Below are 16,379 nucleotides of genomic sequence, written 5' to 3' on the forward strand. Positions count from 1 at the left end.
CAACCGTGTACTGACCTAAACGCGCGACCAGCACATCAAAGCCTTCAACGGTATTGGGAACTTCAAAGCCGTCTTTCTGTGGTTGAACCCAGACGACCAGATTGGATTTGGAGATATCGATGCCGACCCAGGAAATCATGGCAAAACCCTCTTACACTCAGAAGTGAGAGTGCTCTGGCTTTGCCCACGCTTGTGATTCGAGTGGCGCTCGTCCAACTGTTCGGGCTTATGGGCCAGAGTAGAAAGGTGGATGGCAGCTTTGCTCCCACTCGTGCTTCAAGCACCGCGGACTCACAGCTTGCCATCCACCCCTCTCACCCCAGAGTTTATTCTCTTACTCAGACACAAGCGGGCTTGCTCGCGAAGGGGTTCGAAGAGCCACAACAAATCATGTGGACTGGATGATGCTCAACCGCTCACCCACCACCATCTCGGTAATCCAGTCCACCAGAATCGAGGTATAGGCCTGCTGCGAAACCGGCTCGCTCAAGGCATGGTCGGCGCCGTCGATGATCCGGTGCGTCAGTGAATGCGTCTGCTGACAGGCGGCACGGTAGCTCATGATCGTCGCGTGGGGCACGTAGTCGTCGGTTTCCGATTCCACCAGCAGCACATCCCCGGTGAACTGTGAACAGGCGTGCAATGCACGGTTGCTGTCTGCACGGACCAACGTCGCCCGGTAGTCGCGCAGGTCGGCCTTGTCCAGTTCACGCTTGGGCGTGTGCCATTGCTCGTCGCGATACAGCGCCGGTACCCGCAGCGCCAGCCAGCGCACCGGACGCAACGAGGTGAGGATCGAAGCCAGGTAACCGCCATAACTGGTGCCAACCACCGCAATCGCCGAGGTGTCGAGCGCCGGATGCGCCAGCAGGCGGTCGTAAGCTGCGAGCAGGTCACGCAGGTTGTCTTCGCGCGTCACCCGCGTCAGCGGAATGCCCGTGCCACCGGTGTGGCCGCGCAGGTCGAAGGTCAGGCATACACAACCGAGACCGGCGATGCCCTTGGCGCGTTCAAGATCACGCTCCTGGCTACCGCCCCAACCGTGCACAAACAACACGCCGGGGACTTTCGATTTTGGACTGAGAAACGTCCCGCTCATCTGTTCATCATCAATGTCGATCTGAATGCTTTCGCTTCTAGCCGTCATAAGATTTGACCGTTACGTATTTGAGAAGGAAGTCGCTGTTCTCCGCTGGCCCGCGATAGATTTCGATGGCGTCCGCCGGCAGGCTTTGATCGCTATAGGTTTCTACGGTCGACACGCGGATCGCGGGCATCTGCGGATCATTGACGAAGCTTTGCAACGCGGCCAATTCAGCGCTGCTGGCACCGCCCATGCGCCAGGATTGTTCGAGCACCCCGCTGCGGGGTTTGCCATTGCTGTCTAGGCCTTGGGCAATGTCGTAGTTGCGCCGCGAGGCGTAGAAATCTGGATAAGCCTCATCCGCCGCCCGGTCGAAAATCTGCGCCTGCTTGATGGCCAGTCGCACGTCATCCGGCAAGTCCAGCGCCAGCAGATCTTCGTAGCCGCCCTGCACTACCAACAGGTTCGAACCACCATAGACGTCTTCGCCATGGGCATCCTTGGTCAAGTATTGATCACCGCAGTAGCTAAGCACTTTGTCGCCGATGAATGACTGGCCAACGCTGTGGGTGAAGACCTTGCTCAAGTCCTGTTCGAGCACCACGCCATCGCGAAACAACGCTTCCGCTTCTGCACGGGCCAGTACTTCATCGAACGCGTCGAGGCTGTTGATAACTTCCTGGCCACGACCGGCACAGGCGTGAATCGGCTTCAGGCGGATCGGTCCGCTGTACAGCAGATGCTCGGCAGCGGGTCGCGCATCTTCCACGGCAAACACCGTCAAGCCGTCGAGCACCACATCGCGCACGCGCTCGGAGAATTGCGGCGCCCAGCCTTGTGGCGCGTGAGCCAGATGACTGCGCAAGCCGTGGCTGATGGCTTTGGTGCAAATGAAATCGTGTTCGACGTACCCGCCCCACAAATCGCCGGGCCCCCTGATCCCCAGATTACGCGCGCTGGCCGGGCCAACAATGGTCTGGGTCGGCAGCCAATACAAATCGCGACCGCGATGCTTCTGCGGGTCAAAACTGCCGCCGAAGCTGAGTCCCAGAATCTGCGCCAGCCAGCGGGCAAGTGCCTTGTTGGTCTGCACTTCATGTTGCGGCGCCCCGGCCCGAACCGAATGGGCGACGACCACTTTCCTGCTCGACATCGGGGTCATGCGTCCCCCTTCAAGCCAATTGATGAATGTAATGAGAGAAGTGCAGAGATCAGGCCAATCGCTTGGCGCCGGGAATGCCCAATGATTCAATCGCTTGGAACAAGCATGGTGGCATCAGGCCTGTTTCAATCTGCACGACTGCCAGCGAATCCGCGGCAATTTGCACGAAACGGGACGCCGACTACTGCTGACTGACTTCCTTCCAGATGGCATCGAACATGACACACCGTTTGAGCATAGCCTGACGCCCGGTTTGAATCGCAAGCCGCTTGGCTTCAGGCGTCTGGTGAGTCAGGCGTTGCAGAATTCCCAGCATGGTTATCGCGTGGTCCTCATCCTCTTCGATATGCAGGCGAAAGAACTCCAGGCCTTCCTCACTGACATTCAGTCCCTCCAGTGCCAGCAGAATCGGTTTGTAAATCAGCGGCACAATGGCTTCGGCTCCCAGGCAGAGTGCTGCGAGGCCCTCGACAGGATTTTCACTGCGGCAAAGCTGCATGATGCATTGGGTGAAATCCACTGTCTGAGGTAAAGGCGATTCAGCCAAGGGATGGGTGCCCAGGATCCGCAGCGACCTTTGAAACAGCTCGGAATGCGTGAGCTTGTTGTCACCATCTATGCCCATTTCCTCTTGCATGTTTTCCAATAGCAATTTTATGTCGCCAAGGGACTCAAGGCGATTGAGGATCGCGCACAGAAAGCGGGTAAAGTTTCGCGAGTAGTAATGATGCTGGATCAGAAAGTAACGCATCCCCTGCAGCGAAACATGACCGTCTTGCATTGCCAGCAACAGTTCATGATTAACCAATTCATCTAACGCATCAGCGTCCAGCCATTCGTCCCATAATGTGCCTCCGGTCATGAGTTTAATGACCTTCGCCCCATCGCCGCGATTCAACTCTTTATCTACTTCCAACTTTAAATTCCTTTTAATTCTTTATCAGCCATCCAGCCGATCGCAACTTTCCAGTTATTCCGAAACCCCGAAAAACTTACAAAACCGTATTCATTGTGCGTCACTGTAAATGACCGGGCGCTCAAACCTGGCCAGAAAGTAAGCACATAGAGAGGCGAAAATGATGCACAGACCGCCTGACGCAAGAATCACAGCGCTGCTCGAGAAATGCAGTAACAGCCATCCACTCAGCAGGCTCGCGGGAGGAATCGCGAGGTAGGCAATGAGCCGTGTAACTCCCACCGTTCGCCCCAGAATGGTTTGCGGAACCACTTGCTGGCGATAGGTGAAAAAAGCGATGACCACCACGGATTGGCAACCGGTAGAAAGCGCCCACAGTGCCGAAAGTGACCACGGATCGTTGGCCATCGCCCCCATCAGCGTGAACACCCCGGCCAGCAAACAGCTTCGACGGATAAGAATGCCGGCCGGATATCTCTTCACCAGAAACGCCCCCATAGCTGATCCGGCGACGGCACCTGCACCAATGAGCCCGTAGTAATAGCCGACATCACTCAATGGCACGGCCAGTAGCGTGGTGTAGACATAAACAAGGCTGGCACCGATCAATGCAAAACCGAAATTGCAGAAAAAGAACAGCATGACAAACGAACACAGTTCTCGCTGCTGGATGACATACAGCAGTCCGGCTTTGATTTCCGTGAATACCCGCGTGGTGGCAGGCGCAGGCTTACCCTGCTCTTTCAGCAAGAAGCAAAGCGGCAGGGATAGCGCAAATCCGACAATGCTGCCAATCAGCAACTGCTCCTTGGTACTGAAGGCCAGCAAGGCTGCAACGCTGATTGGTGCAACGATGCGAATGATGTTGTCACTGGCATTGACGATCGCATTGAACCGGTGGAGTTTGGGCCCTTCGATCAGTGCGGGCGCAATACTCTGGAAGACCGGGTGGTGAGTGGCACCGACGCTTGCCAACAGAAAGCTCAGCAGTAACAGAGTGATACTCAGGCTGCTCCCGGACAGCGTACTCACGGCAGCATATATGAGGCAGCCGGTGACGATGTTGATCAGATCACCACCGATCAGAAAACGCCGTTTGCTGTAGCGATCACTCCATACACCGGCGAAGGGCGTAACCAGTATGTAGGGCGCCATCGCGGCGAAAAAAGCCAGCGACGTCCAGACTGGGGAGCCGGTCTGCTCATAAACATAAAGCGGGATCAGAAACGCGATGGCCCATGAACAGATGGACGTGATGGCATAGGAAGCCAGGAGTTTGAACATTTAGACAGTCTCCGCCTGCCGCATCCGTTGCGCGTTCGCGAGATGTCCACACACCGTGCAGTCCGGATTCTGTTGCCAGACTTCGGCGACGCTGACGTCCAGGTCGTCGAATGTGAATTCCTTGAGCTTGTTGGTCAATTGTGGCGGTTGGCAGCCGGTGATGATCTTGACCGTTTCGCTGACCATCATCCCGGCGGTGACGGCCACCAAAGTCACAAGTGCCGGGCCGGGATGCTCATAAGTGATGTCGTGCTGCTTGGCCATGGTCGAAACGCTGTTCACCAGGCTGCTCTTGTTACGCGCCGACGTCAGCCAGCAAGCACCGCAGCCCGAGGAGCCAGGCACCACCGAATAAAACACCGAGCGGCGTACATCAAGCCCGCCTGAAATGAAGGGCACGCCCTGTTCAACGCAGGCCTCATTCAGCCAGTCGGCCATGTAGTTCGCGGGTTTATCAGCGACACAAATCACAATATCGTGGCCGCGTACGATGCCGGCGACGTCTTGCGCCGACTGCAGGCGGGTTTCGTGAGCAGTAATGTCGAGGTGACTGTTGAATTCAAGCAACCTGCGCCTGGCCGTTGCAACCTTCGGCATACCGACGTCGGTTTCCTTGTAAAGGATCTGCCGGTTCAAATTGCTCAACTCGATCGTGTCAAAATCGAGGATCGTCAGATGGTGGACACCCAGCGCTACCAGGTCGAACAGGATATGGGTGCCCAGACCGCCGCAGCCCAGGACACAGACCCTGGCCGTGCGCAGTTTTTCCTGGTGGGTGAACTTGTTCTCGCCCACAGCCGCCATCGACCCGAAAAAGTCGATGTTGCGGGAAAATCTGATGCGATCATGATCCGAAAGAGAAGTAGTCTCAAAGGCATCCGGACTCTCGACCAGCCGGTATTTGATCAGATCTTGCGCGACGCTTCGGATTTCGTCCTGATCCACCGCGGGATAACGGCCTGCCACCTGGGTAATCAACTCCTCATAGGGTGTACGGCCATCAAGTGCCTTGGCGAACTCCCAGACAGCACCGTGGGGGTCGGGGATTTTTGCGTATTGACCGTTAAAGCGCAAAACGACCTGACCATCAAGTTTGAACGGAATAATCGTCGGTTTAAGACAAAGCTTCATATTCGAGCCTCAATCGCTATTAAAACAACTTGATAAAGAACCAGGGCCATTAAGGCCCCGGTTCTTACTGATCAGATCAGCCGATCTGAGAATCGCCAGCGGAAGATGCTTTTTCGAAAGTCATAATGATTTCCTCAAAAGTTGAAGGGCCGGTGGTGAAGCTGTTTCCACCGGGGTGAAGATGTGCACACCCCAAAACTAGAATAAGTTTTCAGTGGTTGCGAACTCACCTTGTTTCTTAATATTACTCACGCAAAATACACTTCCTACGCTTTTACGAAGTGCCGCCATTACTTCTTACGGAAACATAGAAAAACAATGTAGGAATTATCTTCAATACTTAAACAATAAAAAATCACTGCGAGAAACTTGAGAACAAATTCGCCTTCCAGACCATAAACATCAGTGTTTCATCAGAAACACACTCCCACCCGGGACAACGCTTGCGACCACCACCTCATCAAAAATTTCGACAGGTCAAAAAGATCTCACGCGTGAGCCATTGATGGCACTTTGAATTGGCTGTAGTGTGGCTCACGCGTGAGATGTTCATAACGGAGTCATTGCCATGAAAAGCCGCTCCCCCACTGTTGCGTCAGAGAGCCCACAGGGAGAGCGCTCGAAACCGTCCGCGAAAAAGCCGTCGAGCTTCTACATGAAGCAGATGCGCGCGGGCCTGGCTGCCGCCGGTTATGTGAAACACGAAACTTGGGTACTTCCGGAAAACCGAAGCTTGCTCAAGCAGATGGAGCAACAGCTACGCCAACCGATTCTGGCTGGCTCATTCATGTCGGAGAATTACATGAGCGCAGGCAACAACTGGAACATCGATAGCCTCTTCAACGCCCTCAAGGCACTGGACGAGGTGGCTTCGCAGGAGATCACGCTGTCGCTGATCCAGAGCTCCGAACCCAGCATCAAGCTGGAAATGAACGAATTCGGCGGTCTGCCGATTCACATCGCCTTGGCCGGTCAGCAGATCATCGTCGACACCGTGCTGGTGGATATCGATTCGATCACTGACGTGCGCGCCTTCAACGATGCCGTGCTGCGTAGCCGGGAAATGTTCCCGCTGTCGTCGATCGGCATCGAGTCGATGCCCAACGGTCAGACCGTTTACAACATGTTTGGCGCCCTCAGCGCCGACTCGAGCCTGACCAACGTCGTCACCGAGGTGAAAACCCTGGTCGACAACGTGCAGCGCGCGAGCGAAGCCTTCGAACACTTCTTCAAGTAATCAACAGGGAATATCCAATGACTCAGTCCATCTGGAGCAAGTTGTTCACCGCGCTGCGCGGCGGCGCCAATGAAGTCGGCGAAGCGATCGTCGACCAACAGGCCCTGCGCATCCTCGACCAGGAAATCCGCGACGCCGACACCGCGCTGTCGAATGCCCGCCGTGAGCTGGTCACCATCATGGCCAAGCACAAGCTGGCCGCTGATCGCGTGAGCGAGTACGACGCCAAGATCAAGGATCTGGAAGCCAAGGCGGTTTCCGCACTGAACGCCGGCCGTGAAGACCTGGCCATGGAAGTGGCCGAAGCGATTTCGACCCTGACCAACGACTTGGCCGCCGAGAAAGCCCAGAGCGACGAATTCGGCACCTACGCCGAAAACATGCGCAAGGACATCAGCAAGGCCGAGTCGCGGATCAAGAGCCTGCGCCAGCAAGTGGACATGGCCAAGGCCCGTGAAAGCGTGCAAAAGGCGCAGGTCAGCGCGTCCATCGCCAGCGGCGGTGCCAACGGCAAGCTGGAAACCGCCGTCGGCACGCTGAACCGTCTGCAGGCCAAGCAGCAGCAACGCGCTGCCGAGCTGAGTGCCGCCGATGAACTGGCTGACGCTTCGACCGGCAATGACCTGGAACGCAAACTGCGCGACGCCGGCATCACGCCAAACAAAGGCAGCGCCAATGCGATTCTCGAGCGTCTGAAGCAGAAGTCCGCTCAGTAAGCGTTTGCACAAAACCTGTGGGAGCGGGCTTGCTCGCGAAGGCGGTGTGTCAGTCGGTACCTTAGCTGCCTGACACACCGCCTTCGCGAGCAAACCGCTCCCACATGGTTTACGGCGTGTCGTTCGTCGCCCGGCCCGGTACACTGGCGGCGTTTTTTACGACGAACACCTCCACCCGCCTCAAGGAATGTACCCATGGGATGGTTCAAAGACTTGCTGGGCACCAGCAACTGGAAGACCGCTGCACCAACGCCAAACGTTGCCAGTGGCCCACTCGGGATGGCACAAGGCAAAGGCGTGCGATTCGATTCGACTCTGGCCTTGCTGCTCGATGGCAGCACCTCGGTGCAGGTTCCAGCGGCAGAGGCAATCTGGAGCGCCGGCTGGATCGACCTCGGCCAATCCAACAAGCTGCATCGCTACTACCTCAATAACGAAGACTTCTGGCTGCAAATCCACGTCACCGGTGACGACCAGATCGAGTCGGTCACCCTGTTCAACTACCTCAGCTACGTGACCGTCAACAGTGACGCCGAACTGCAGCGCCTCGCTGGCCCCGAAAGCCCGATCGGCCTGCCGACCTACACCCACGACGGCGTCCAGTACAGCCGTGAATGGGGTACCGAGCAGGGCCAGACCGAACTGGTGCCGCTGACCGAACACGTGGTCAACCCGGACGAGTCCTACACCATCGAACACCACTCCATGCTTTACGCGCGCGAGACCGGCCTGACCGATCGCCGCGAACTGCTGCTGTTCTCCGTCGAACAGGACGAGGAAGGCACCGTCAGCCTGAGCACCTCGCTGGGCATTTCGCTGTACACGACTGATTTGAGCACCATTTAAATAAGGAAGTTTTCCATGCTGGAAGTGCTGGCCGTTTCCCTGAACAAGACCGCACTGGTCGGTTTCGTCGTCTACCTGATCGGCGCCGTGCTGCTGTTCATGCTGTTTCAGTTCGTCTACACCCGCATCACGCCACACAAGGAGTTCGAGCTGATTCGCTCCGGCAACATCGCCGCCGCCATCGCCTTGGCGGGCGCGATCATCGGCTTCGCGATTCCGGCCAGCAACGTGATCGCGTTTTCGGTCAACGTTCTCGATTTCGTGCTGTGGGCGGTAATTGCTGCGGTGGTGCAGCTGCTGGCCTTCCTCGCCACGGGGCTGGTGCTCAAGGGCACGTCGCAGCGTATCGCCAACGGTGAAATCGCTTCGGGCATCTATGTGGCCGCAGTGGCCATCAGCGTCGGCATGCTTAACGCCGCGTGCATGACCCCGTCCAACTGATCGGCAGGAAGCCTTCGATGAAACGCAGCAAGTACGTTCAACTGTCCCTCGCCGCTTCGGTGGCGCTGGCGATTTCCGGCGAGGTTACCGCGCAGGAGCAGCAACGCTTCCAATCTGTCGAGGAGTGCGTCGGCGCCGAAGTGGCCGCCGACGTCTGCTCCACCGCCTACGTCGCGGCATTGACCGAACACCGACGTATTGCGCCGGCCTACGATGACAAGGCCAAGTGCGACGCAGACTTTGCCGCCGACTGGTGCCAGAAAAACTCCGATGGCCGCTTCGTGCCGAAGCTCGGCGGTTTCAAGGTGCCGCAGAACGGCGAGGCGCCACAGGACCTGAATGCGCTTGCCAATGCGCAGATGCCTGCCGGTGAAGCCGCCGCCGCGCAGAACGTACAAAGTACTTCTCACTCGTCCGGCGGCGGCAACGGTTGGCTGACGGGCTGGCTGATCGGCAATGCGATGAGCAACAACGCCAATCGCACGGTCTATCGCGATCGCGATACGCGCCAGACCTACAACACTTCGACGCAGTACCGCAGAATCGAATCGGCACCGGCTACCCGCACCGACACCCGCTACGACAGCACCCGGAGCAAACCGGTCAACGTCGCTTCGTCGACGTCCCGCGGCGGCTTCGGCAGCCAGTCTTCCGCGCGCAGCGGTTGGGGCGGCTGGGGCAGTTCGAGCAGCTGATCATGAAAAAGATCCACTGCGCCGAGCGCCCCGACTGGAAACAGACGGCCGAAAGCCTCGGCTTTCTGTTCCACACCATCGACGACGAGCCGTACTGGGACGAAAGCGCCTACTACCAGTTCACGCTCGCGCAGATCGAAAATGATCTGGAGGACCCGACCACCGAACTGCACGAGATGTGCATGGACCTGGTCGACCGCGTGGTGCACAGCGAAGAGCTGCTGGATCGCCTGAGCATCCCGGCGCCGTACTACGACATGATCCGCACTTCCTGGCTGGAAGGTCATCCCCATCTCTACGGGCGCATGGACTTTTCCTACAGCGGCAACGGCCCGGCGAAGCTGCTGGAACTCAACTACGACACGCCGACCAGCCTTTATGAGGCAGCGGCGTTTCAGTGGGGCTGGCTGGAGCAGTGCATCGAGCGCGGGATGCTGCCGCGCCATGCCGACCAGTTCAACAGCATCGATACCAAGCTGCACCAGGCGTTTGCCGAGTTGCAGCTCAAGCGGCCGTTCTACTTTGCGTCGATGAAAGACTCGGTCGAAGACAAGGGGACCACCGACTACTTGCGCCTGATCGCGGAAAAGGTCGGCATCGAATCCCGGCACATCGACATCGAAGACATCGGCCTGACCGCCGAGGGTCGCTTCGTCGACCTTGAGGATCGCTGGATCCCGCACCTGTTCAAGCTGCATGCTTGGGAATTTATTTTCCACGAGCCATTCGGTGCAGCAATCGCCGAAAGCGATACGCAGTTCTTCGAACCGGCGTGGAAGTCGATCCTGTCGAACAAAGGCGCGCTGCCTTTGCTGTGGGAGCTGCACAAGGGGCATCCGAATCTGCTGGCGGCGCATCTTGATCCGAATCCGGCCAGTGCAGTGCCCAAGGGTTGGGTGCGCAAACCGTACTTCTCCCGCGAAGGCGCGAATATCGAGCTGCAAACGGCAGAAGGTCTGATCGTCAAAGAAGACGGCCCCTACACCGATGCGCCATTCATCCTGCAGGAATTTGCGCCATTGCCGAAGTTCGACGACAGCTACACGCTGATCGGCTCGTGGGTGATTGGTGATCAGGCGGCGGGGATCGGCGTGCGCGAAGACAACAGTCTGATCACCAAGGATTCAAGCCGGTTTCTGCCGCACCTGATCCTCGACTGAAACATACATCCGCACCTGTGGTAGCGGGCTTGCTCGCGAATGCGGACTGCCATTCAACAAATGCTTTGACTGATCCGACGCCTTCGCGAGCAAGCCCGCTCCCACAGGAGATCAGTGGTAATCGCGGACCTTGCGCCACAAAAAAGGCCCGTCGTTTTGAACGACGGGCCTTTTTTATTCAGCGTGGATGCAGCAGCGAATCAGAACGGGATATCGTCATCGAAGCTGTCGAAATCCGGAGCCGGTTGCGGTGCAGCCTGCTGTGGAGCCGGGGCTGGACGCTGTTGCGGAGCCGACTGCTGCGGACGCGGAGCCTGTTGGCGTGGCGCCTGCTGCTGGTAGTTGTTGCCACCGCCTTGTTGGTCGCCCTGTTGTGGACGGCCGCCGAGCAGTTGCATGGTGCCTTGCATGTCGACCACGATTTCTGTGGTGTAACGCTTGATACCGTCTTTTTCCCACTCGCGGGTCTGCAGCTTGCCTTCGATGTACACCTGCGAACCTTTACGCAGGTACTCGCCGGCGATTTCCGCAACCTTGCCGAACATCGAAACACGGTGCCATTCGGTCTTCTCGACCTTTTGACCGGTTTGCTTGTCGGTCCACTGTTCGCTGGTTGCCAGACTCAGGTTGGTCACGGCGTTACCGTTAGGCAGGTAGCGAACTTCGGGATCCTGGCCGCAAGTGCCGACCAATATGACTTTGTTAACCCCACGGGCCATAACGTTCTCCTAGGCTTCGCAAGCAGCCCCGGCCGGGTTGTTCACCAGGCGTTCGAGGGTGTCGCGATCCACTAATTCTTTGTCCAGTTTGATGTAAACAGCTGCTTCATCAGCAACTATCACTGCATCTGTTACCCCTACGAGGGCCTTGAGGCGCTCGACCAGACCCGCTTCGCGGATCGCCTCGGGCGACAACGGCAAGCGCAGGCTCGTCACGTAGGGAGGTTCGCGCATGGTAACAGCAAAGGCCAGCCAGATGGCAGCCAGACCCGCACATCCAAGGAACACAACCGACAGACCGCCATGCTGAAACAGCCAGCCGCCAAGTATCCCGCCGAGCGCCGAACCGAGGAACTGGCTGGTGGAATACACGCCCATGGCCGTGCCCTTCCCGCCTGCCGGTGAAACCTTGCTGATCAGCGACGGCAACGAAGCTTCCAGCAGATTGAACGCGGTGAAGAACACCACCGTGCCGATCACCAGAGCCCGCAAGCTGTCACCGAACTGCCAGAAGAATAGCTCAGTGAGCATCAGCGTCAGGACGGCGCCGAGCAAAATTCGTTTCATTTTGCGTTTCTTCTCGCCATAGATGATGAACGGGATCATGGCGAAGAAAGAGATCAGTAGCGCAGTCAGATAAACCCACCAGTGCTGCTCCTTGGGCAGCCCGGCCTTTTCCACCAGCGCCAGCGGCAGGGCGACGAAGCTCGACATCAGCATCGCGTGCAACACAAAAATGCCCAAGTCCAGGCGCAGCAGATCGGGATGTTTGAGCGTCGGCATCAAGGCCTGACGCGCCACTCCGGATTCACGATGGCTCAGCGGCCCGGTGGATTTCGGCACCATGAACATCACGATGACGATGCCGAACAGGGCCATGCCGCCAGTGGCGAGGAACAGTCCGGACAGGCCGAACGCGCGGGTCAGCAATGGCCCGACCACCATGGCCACGGCGAACGACAGACCGATGGTCATACCGATCATGGCCATGGCTTTGGTACGGTGTTGTTCACGGGTCAGGTCGGAAAGCAGTGCCATGACCGCAGCGGAAATCGCCCCGGCGCCCTGCAGGATGCGTCCGGCAATCACGCCCCAGATCGAATCGGCCTGAGCCGCCAGCACACTGCCAAGGGCGAAGACCACCAGCCCGAGGAAAATCACCGGCCGCCGGCCGATACGGTCGGAAATGATCCCGAACGGAATCTGGAAAATCGCCTGGGTCAGGCCGTAAGCGCCAATCGCCAGCCCGATCAGGGCCGGGGTCGCTCCCGCCAGGTCCATGCCGTAGGTCGCCAGTACCGGCAACACCATGAACATGCCAAGCATACGGAAGGCGAACACCAGGGCCAGACCGCTCGCTGCGCGGGTCTCGCTGCCACTCATGCGTTCGCTGTGGGGATCGTGCATGGAAAAACCTCGTGTGAACCGGCGGCGATTCTACCAGTCCCATCGAAAGACGGGGTATATCGCGACGCTATGACGCGTATAGATGAAACTCTCTTCATGCAAGGTAAAAAACCCTTCGTTTGATAGTGTGCATCCATCCAGTATTTGCCCGTATACTCCTACGTTTTCGACGCCCGCCGAGCGAGGCCACTTTGGACAAGATCCTGATACGTGGGGCCCGTACCCACAACCTGAAGAACATCGACCTGACCCTGCCACGGGACAAACTGATCGTCATCACCGGCCTGTCCGGATCCGGCAAGTCGTCCCTGGCCTTCGACACGCTGTACGCCGAAGGTCAGCGCCGCTATGTCGAATCCCTGTCGGCCTACGCCCGACAGTTCCTGTCGATGATGGAAAAACCCGACGTCGACACCATTGAAGGTTTGTCGCCGGCGATCTCCATCGAACAGAAGTCGACCTCGCACAACCCGCGTTCCACGGTCGGCACCATCACCGAAATCTACGACTACCTGCGTCTGCTGTATGCACGCGTCGGTACGCCGCGCTGCCCGGATCACGATATTCCGCTGGAAGCTCAGACCGTCAGCCAGATGGTCGACCTGGTGCTGGCGCAACCGGAGGGCAGCAAACTGATGCTGCTGGCGCCGGTGATCCGCGAGCGCAAAGGCGAGCACTTGTCAGTGTTCGAAGAGCTGCGCGCCCAAGGCTTCGTCCGTGCGCGGGTCAACGGTCGCATCTGCGAACTCGATGAACTGCCGAAACTGGATAAACAGAAGAAGCACTCGATCGATGTGATCGTCGACCGTTTCAAGGTCCGCGCCGACCTGCAGCAGCGTCTGGCCGAATCGTTCGAAACCGCACTGAAGCTGGCGGACGGCATTGCCTTGGTCGCGCCGATGGACGATGAGCCAGGTGAAGAGATGATCTTCTCCGCGCGCTTTGCCTGCCCGATCTGCGGCCATGCGATCAGCGAGCTTGAGCCGAAGCTATTCTCCTTCAACAACCCGGCCGGCGCCTGCCCGACCTGCGATGGTCTGGGCGTGAAGCAGTTCTTCGACATCAAGCGCCTGGTCAATGGTGAACTGACTCTTGCCGAGGGCGCGATTCGCGGCTGGGACAGGCGTAACGTCTATTATTTCCAGATGCTCGGCTCACTGGCCTCGCACTACAAGTTCAGTCTTGAGAAGCCGTTCAACGAGCTGACCGCCGAACAGCAGAAACAGATCCTGCACGGCAGCGGCTCGCAGAATGTCGACTTCAAGTACCTCAATGACCGCGGCGACATCGTCAAACGTTCGCACCCGTTCGAAGGTATCGTGCCGAACCTTGAGCGTCGCTACCGCGAAACCGAATCGGCCAGCGTGCGCGAAGAGCTGGCCAAGTTTCTCAGCACCCAGGCTTGCCCGGATTGCCGCGGCACTCGTCTACGCCGTGAAGCGCGGCACGTGTGGGTTGGCGAGAAAACCCTGCCGGCAGTGACCAACCTGCCGATTGGCGATGCCTGCGAATACTTCGGCGAGTTGAAGATGACCGGCCGTCGCGGCGAAATCGCCGACAAGATCCTTAAGGAAATCCGCGAGCGTCTGCAGTTCCTGGTCAACGTCGGCCTCGACTATCTATCGCTGGATCGCAGCGCCGACACCCTGTCCGGTGGCGAGGCGCAACGCATTCGTCTGGCGAGCCAGATCGGCGCCGGTCTGGTCGGGGTGCTGTATATCCTCGACGAACCATCCATCGGCCTGCATCAGCGCGATAACGACCGGTTGCTCGGCACCCTCAAGCACCTGCGCGACATCGGCAACACGGTGATCGTGGTCGAGCACGACGAAGACGCGATTCGTCTGGCCGACTATGTGGTGGATATCGGGCCGGGCGCCGGGGTGCACGGCGGGCAGATCGTGGCTGAAGGCACGCCGGCCGAAGTCATGGCGCACCCGGATTCCCTGACCGGTAAATACCTGTCGGGGCGGGTGAAGATCGAAGTGCCGGCCAAACGCACGCCGCGTAACAAGAAGCTGACGCTGTCGCTCAAGGGCGCGCGCGGCAACAACCTGCGCAACGTCGATCTGGAAATCCCGATCGGTCTGCTGACCTGCGTGACCGGCGTTTCCGGCTCCGGCAAGTCGACGTTGATCAACAACACGCTGTTCCCGCTGAGCGCTACTGCACTCAATGGTGCGACCACGCTGGAAGCGGCCGCTCACGACAGCATCAAGGGCCTGGAACATCTCGACAAGGTCGTCGATATCGATCAGAGCCCGATCGGCCGTACGCCGCGCTCCAATCCGGCGACCTACACCGGGCTGTTCACACCGATCCGCGAACTGTTCGCCGGTGTACCCGAGTCACGCTCCCGAGGTTACGGCCCGGGGCGTTTCTCGTTCAACGTCAAGGGCGGTCGCTGCGAGGCGTGCCAGGGCGACGGTCTGATCAAAGTGGAAATGCACTTCCTGCCGGACATTTACGTGCCGTGCGATGTGTGCAAGAGCAAGCGCTACAACCGCGAAACCCTTGAGATCAAATACAAGGGCAAGAGCATCCACGAAACCCTCGAGATGACCATCGAGGAGGCGCGGGAGTTCTTCGACGCGGTACCGGCGCTTGCACGCAAGCTACAGACGTTGATGGATGTGGGCCTGTCGTACATCAAGCTCGGGCAGTCGGCAACCACGCTGTCCGGTGGTGAAGCGCAGCGGGTCAAGCTGTCACGCGAGCTGTCCAAGCGCGACACCGGCAAAACTCTGTATATCCTCGATGAGCCGACCACCGGTCTGCACTTCGCGGATATCCAGCAACTGCTCGACGTGCTGCATCGCCTGCGCGACCACGGCAATACCGTGGTGGTGATCGAGCACAATCTGGACGTGATCAAGACTGCCGACTGGCTGGTGGATCTGGGGCCGGAGGGCGGCTCCAAGGGTGGTCAGATCATCGCCACCGGTACGCCGGAGGAAGTGGCCGAGATGAAGCAGTCTCACACCGGTCATTACCTCAAGCCATTGCTGATTCGCGATCGGGCCTGATCTCCGGGCATGAAAAAGCCCCTGTCACTTCAACCGTGACAGGGGCTTTTTTGTGTCTGTGCAATCAGGTGTGAGATTGCAGGTAATTCTCGAGACCGATGAGCTTGATCAGGCCCAACTGCTTTTCCAGCCAGTAGGTGTGATCTTCTTCAGTGTCGTTGAGCTGAACACGCAGGATTTCGCGACTGACATAATCCTTGTGCTGCTCGCACAACTCAATGCCTTTGCACAGAGCGGCGCGGACTTTGTACTCGAGACGCAGATCGGCTTCGAGCATCTCCGGGACGGTGGTGCCGACGTCGAGATCGTCCGGGCGCATGCGCGGTGTGCCTTCGAGCATCAGGATCCGGCGCATCAGTGCGTCGGCGTGACCGGACTCTTCTTCCATCTCGTGGTTGATTCGTTCGTAGAGCTTGGTGAAACCCCAGTCCTCATACATCCGCGAGTGAACAAAATATTGGTCACGCGCGGCCAGTTCGCCGGTCAGCAACGTGTTGAGGTAATCGATTACGTCTGGGTGGCCTTGCATCGCCCTACATCTCCCTGCTTGAAAGT

At 58.4% G+C, this 16,379-nt stretch carries 15 protein-coding genes and 1 pseudogene; 7 read left to right on the forward strand and 9 right to left on the reverse strand.

Going from position 1 to position 16,379, the window contains the following annotated elements; translation table 11 throughout:
• Positions 1-388: 388 nt before the first annotated feature.
• The 5 genes from H043_RS0125565 to H043_RS0125590 form a co-directional block, all read right to left on the reverse strand.
• Complete coding sequence (locus H043_RS0125565; RefSeq protein WP_027614239.1) at positions 389-1,147, reverse strand: S9 family peptidase; 759 nt, start codon at positions 1,145-1,147, stop codon at positions 389-391.
• Positions 1,137-2,246 (reverse strand): DUF3182 family protein, encoded by a 1,110-nt coding sequence (locus tag H043_RS0125570; protein ID WP_027614240.1) that lies wholly within the window; start codon positions 2,244-2,246, stop codon positions 1,137-1,139. Before H043_RS0125570 ends, H043_RS0125565 begins: the two co-directional genes overlap by 11 nt.
• Before the next feature lie 181 nt (positions 2,247-2,427).
• Complete coding sequence (locus H043_RS0125580; protein WP_027614241.1) at positions 2,428-3,162, reverse strand: TenA family transcriptional regulator; 735 nt, start codon at positions 3,160-3,162, stop codon at positions 2,428-2,430.
• Between the two features lie 90 nt (positions 3,163-3,252).
• Positions 3,253-4,446 carry an MFS transporter gene (locus H043_RS0125585; RefSeq protein WP_027614242.1) on the reverse strand — a complete coding sequence of 398 codons (1,194 nt, stop codon included), beginning with the start codon at positions 4,444-4,446 and terminating at the stop codon, positions 3,253-3,255.
• On the reverse strand, positions 4,447-5,577 hold the full coding sequence (locus H043_RS0125590) for a ThiF family adenylyltransferase (protein WP_027614243.1): 1,131 nt from the start codon (positions 5,575-5,577) through the stop codon (positions 4,447-4,449). It abuts the gene before it with no gap.
• A 655-nt stretch (positions 5,578-6,232) separates the two neighbouring features.
• Between H043_RS0125590 and H043_RS0125595 the strand changes: the two genes are divergently transcribed.
• The 6 genes from H043_RS0125595 to H043_RS0125620 all read left to right on the forward strand — a co-directional run bounded on the left by H043_RS0125595 (position 6,233) and on the right by H043_RS0125620 (position 10,672).
• Complete coding sequence (locus H043_RS0125595; protein WP_256214494.1) at positions 6,233-6,814, forward strand: YjfI family protein; 582 nt, start codon at positions 6,233-6,235, stop codon at positions 6,812-6,814.
• Between the two features lie 17 nt (positions 6,815-6,831).
• Positions 6,832-7,530 (forward strand): PspA/IM30 family protein, encoded by a 699-nt coding sequence (locus tag H043_RS0125600; RefSeq protein ID WP_027614245.1) that lies wholly within the window; start codon positions 6,832-6,834, stop codon positions 7,528-7,530.
• Between the two features lie 195 nt (positions 7,531-7,725).
• Complete coding sequence (locus H043_RS0125605) at positions 7,726-8,376, forward strand: DUF2491 family protein (protein ID WP_027614246.1); 651 nt, start codon at positions 7,726-7,728, stop codon at positions 8,374-8,376.
• A gap of 15 nt (positions 8,377-8,391) precedes the next feature.
• Positions 8,392-8,817, forward strand: a complete 426-nt coding sequence (locus H043_RS0125610) for a DUF350 domain-containing protein (RefSeq protein WP_027614247.1) — start codon at positions 8,392-8,394, stop codon at positions 8,815-8,817.
• 17 nt (positions 8,818-8,834) lie between these two features.
• Positions 8,835-9,512 (forward strand): DUF1190 domain-containing protein, encoded by a 678-nt coding sequence (locus tag H043_RS0125615; RefSeq protein WP_027614248.1) that lies wholly within the window; start codon positions 8,835-8,837, stop codon positions 9,510-9,512.
• Between the two features lie 2 nt (positions 9,513-9,514).
• Positions 9,515-10,672 carry a glutathionylspermidine synthase family protein gene (locus H043_RS0125620; protein ID WP_027614249.1) on the forward strand — a complete coding sequence of 386 codons (1,158 nt, stop codon included), beginning with the start codon at positions 9,515-9,517 and terminating at the stop codon, positions 10,670-10,672.
• Between the two features lie 12 nt (positions 10,673-10,684).
• Here H043_RS0125620 and H043_RS30855 read toward each other — a convergent pair.
• From H043_RS30855 to H043_RS0125630, 3 genes and pseudogenes are all read right to left on the reverse strand, one after another.
• Positions 10,685-10,777: pseudogene (locus H043_RS30855) on the reverse strand (metal ABC transporter ATP-binding protein); the annotation flags it as partial.
• A gap of 95 nt (positions 10,778-10,872) precedes the next feature.
• Positions 10,873-11,391, reverse strand: coding sequence for a single-stranded DNA-binding protein (locus tag H043_RS0125625; RefSeq protein ID WP_007966163.1), 519 nt, complete (start codon positions 11,389-11,391; stop codon positions 10,873-10,875).
• A gap of 9 nt (positions 11,392-11,400) precedes the next feature.
• Positions 11,401-12,798 carry an MFS transporter gene (locus H043_RS0125630; protein WP_027614250.1) on the reverse strand — a complete coding sequence of 466 codons (1,398 nt, stop codon included), beginning with the start codon at positions 12,796-12,798 and terminating at the stop codon, positions 11,401-11,403.
• A gap of 191 nt (positions 12,799-12,989) precedes the next feature.
• Between H043_RS0125630 and uvrA the strand changes: the two genes are divergently transcribed.
• The gene (uvrA, locus tag H043_RS0125635) at positions 12,990-15,824 is read left to right on the forward strand and encodes an excinuclease ABC subunit UvrA (protein ID WP_027614251.1); all 2,835 of its coding nucleotides are present in this window, start codon (positions 12,990-12,992) and stop codon (positions 15,822-15,824) included.
• Between the two features lie 64 nt (positions 15,825-15,888).
• On the opposite strand, the gene bfr is transcribed toward uvrA, so the two are convergent.
• Positions 15,889-16,353 (reverse strand): bacterioferritin, encoded by a 465-nt coding sequence (gene bfr / locus H043_RS0125640; RefSeq protein ID WP_027614252.1) that lies wholly within the window; start codon positions 16,351-16,353, stop codon positions 15,889-15,891.
• Between the last annotated feature and the right edge of the window lie 26 nt (positions 16,354-16,379).

The sequence above is a fragment of the Pseudomonas sp. URIL14HWK12:I6 genome (assembly GCF_000514195.1).
In the GTDB taxonomy this organism is placed as follows: Bacteria; Pseudomonadota; Gammaproteobacteria; order Pseudomonadales; family Pseudomonadaceae; genus Aquipseudomonas; species Aquipseudomonas putida_A.

Excerpts from the sequence above, each read along its gene's own strand:
- H043_RS0125570 (WP_027614240.1), bottom strand. The coding sequence starts at position 2,246 with ATGACCCCGATGTCGAGCAGGAAAGTGGTCGTCGCCCATTCGGTTCGG.
- H043_RS0125630 (WP_027614250.1), bottom strand. The coding sequence starts at position 12,798 with ATGCACGATCCCCACAGCGAACGCATGAGTGGCAGCGAGACCCGCGCA.
- H043_RS0125600 (WP_027614245.1), top strand. The coding sequence starts at position 6,832 with ATGACTCAGTCCATCTGGAGCAAGTTGTTCACCGCGCTGCGCGGCGGC.
- H043_RS0125585 (WP_027614242.1), bottom strand. The coding sequence starts at position 4,446 with ATGTTCAAACTCCTGGCTTCCTATGCCATCACGTCCATCTGTTCATGG.
- H043_RS0125615 (WP_027614248.1), top strand. The coding sequence starts at position 8,835 with ATGAAACGCAGCAAGTACGTTCAACTGTCCCTCGCCGCTTCGGTGGCG.
- bfr (WP_027614252.1), bottom strand. The coding sequence starts at position 16,353 with ATGCAAGGCCACCCAGACGTAATCGATTACCTCAACACGTTGCTGACC.
- H043_RS0125620 (WP_027614249.1), top strand. The coding sequence starts at position 9,515 with ATGAAAAAGATCCACTGCGCCGAGCGCCCCGACTGGAAACAGACGGCC.
- H043_RS0125590 (WP_027614243.1), bottom strand. The coding sequence starts at position 5,577 with ATGAAGCTTTGTCTTAAACCGACGATTATTCCGTTCAAACTTGATGGT.
- H043_RS0125610 (WP_027614247.1), top strand. The coding sequence starts at position 8,392 with ATGCTGGAAGTGCTGGCCGTTTCCCTGAACAAGACCGCACTGGTCGGT.
- H043_RS0125595 (WP_256214494.1), top strand. The coding sequence starts at position 6,233 with ATGAAGCAGATGCGCGCGGGCCTGGCTGCCGCCGGTTATGTGAAACAC.
- H043_RS0125605 (WP_027614246.1), top strand. The coding sequence starts at position 7,726 with ATGGGATGGTTCAAAGACTTGCTGGGCACCAGCAACTGGAAGACCGCT.
- H043_RS0125565 (WP_027614239.1), bottom strand. The coding sequence starts at position 1,147 with ATGACGGCTAGAAGCGAAAGCATTCAGATCGACATTGATGATGAACAG.
- H043_RS0125625 (WP_007966163.1), bottom strand. The coding sequence starts at position 11,391 with ATGGCCCGTGGGGTTAACAAAGTCATATTGGTCGGCACTTGCGGCCAG.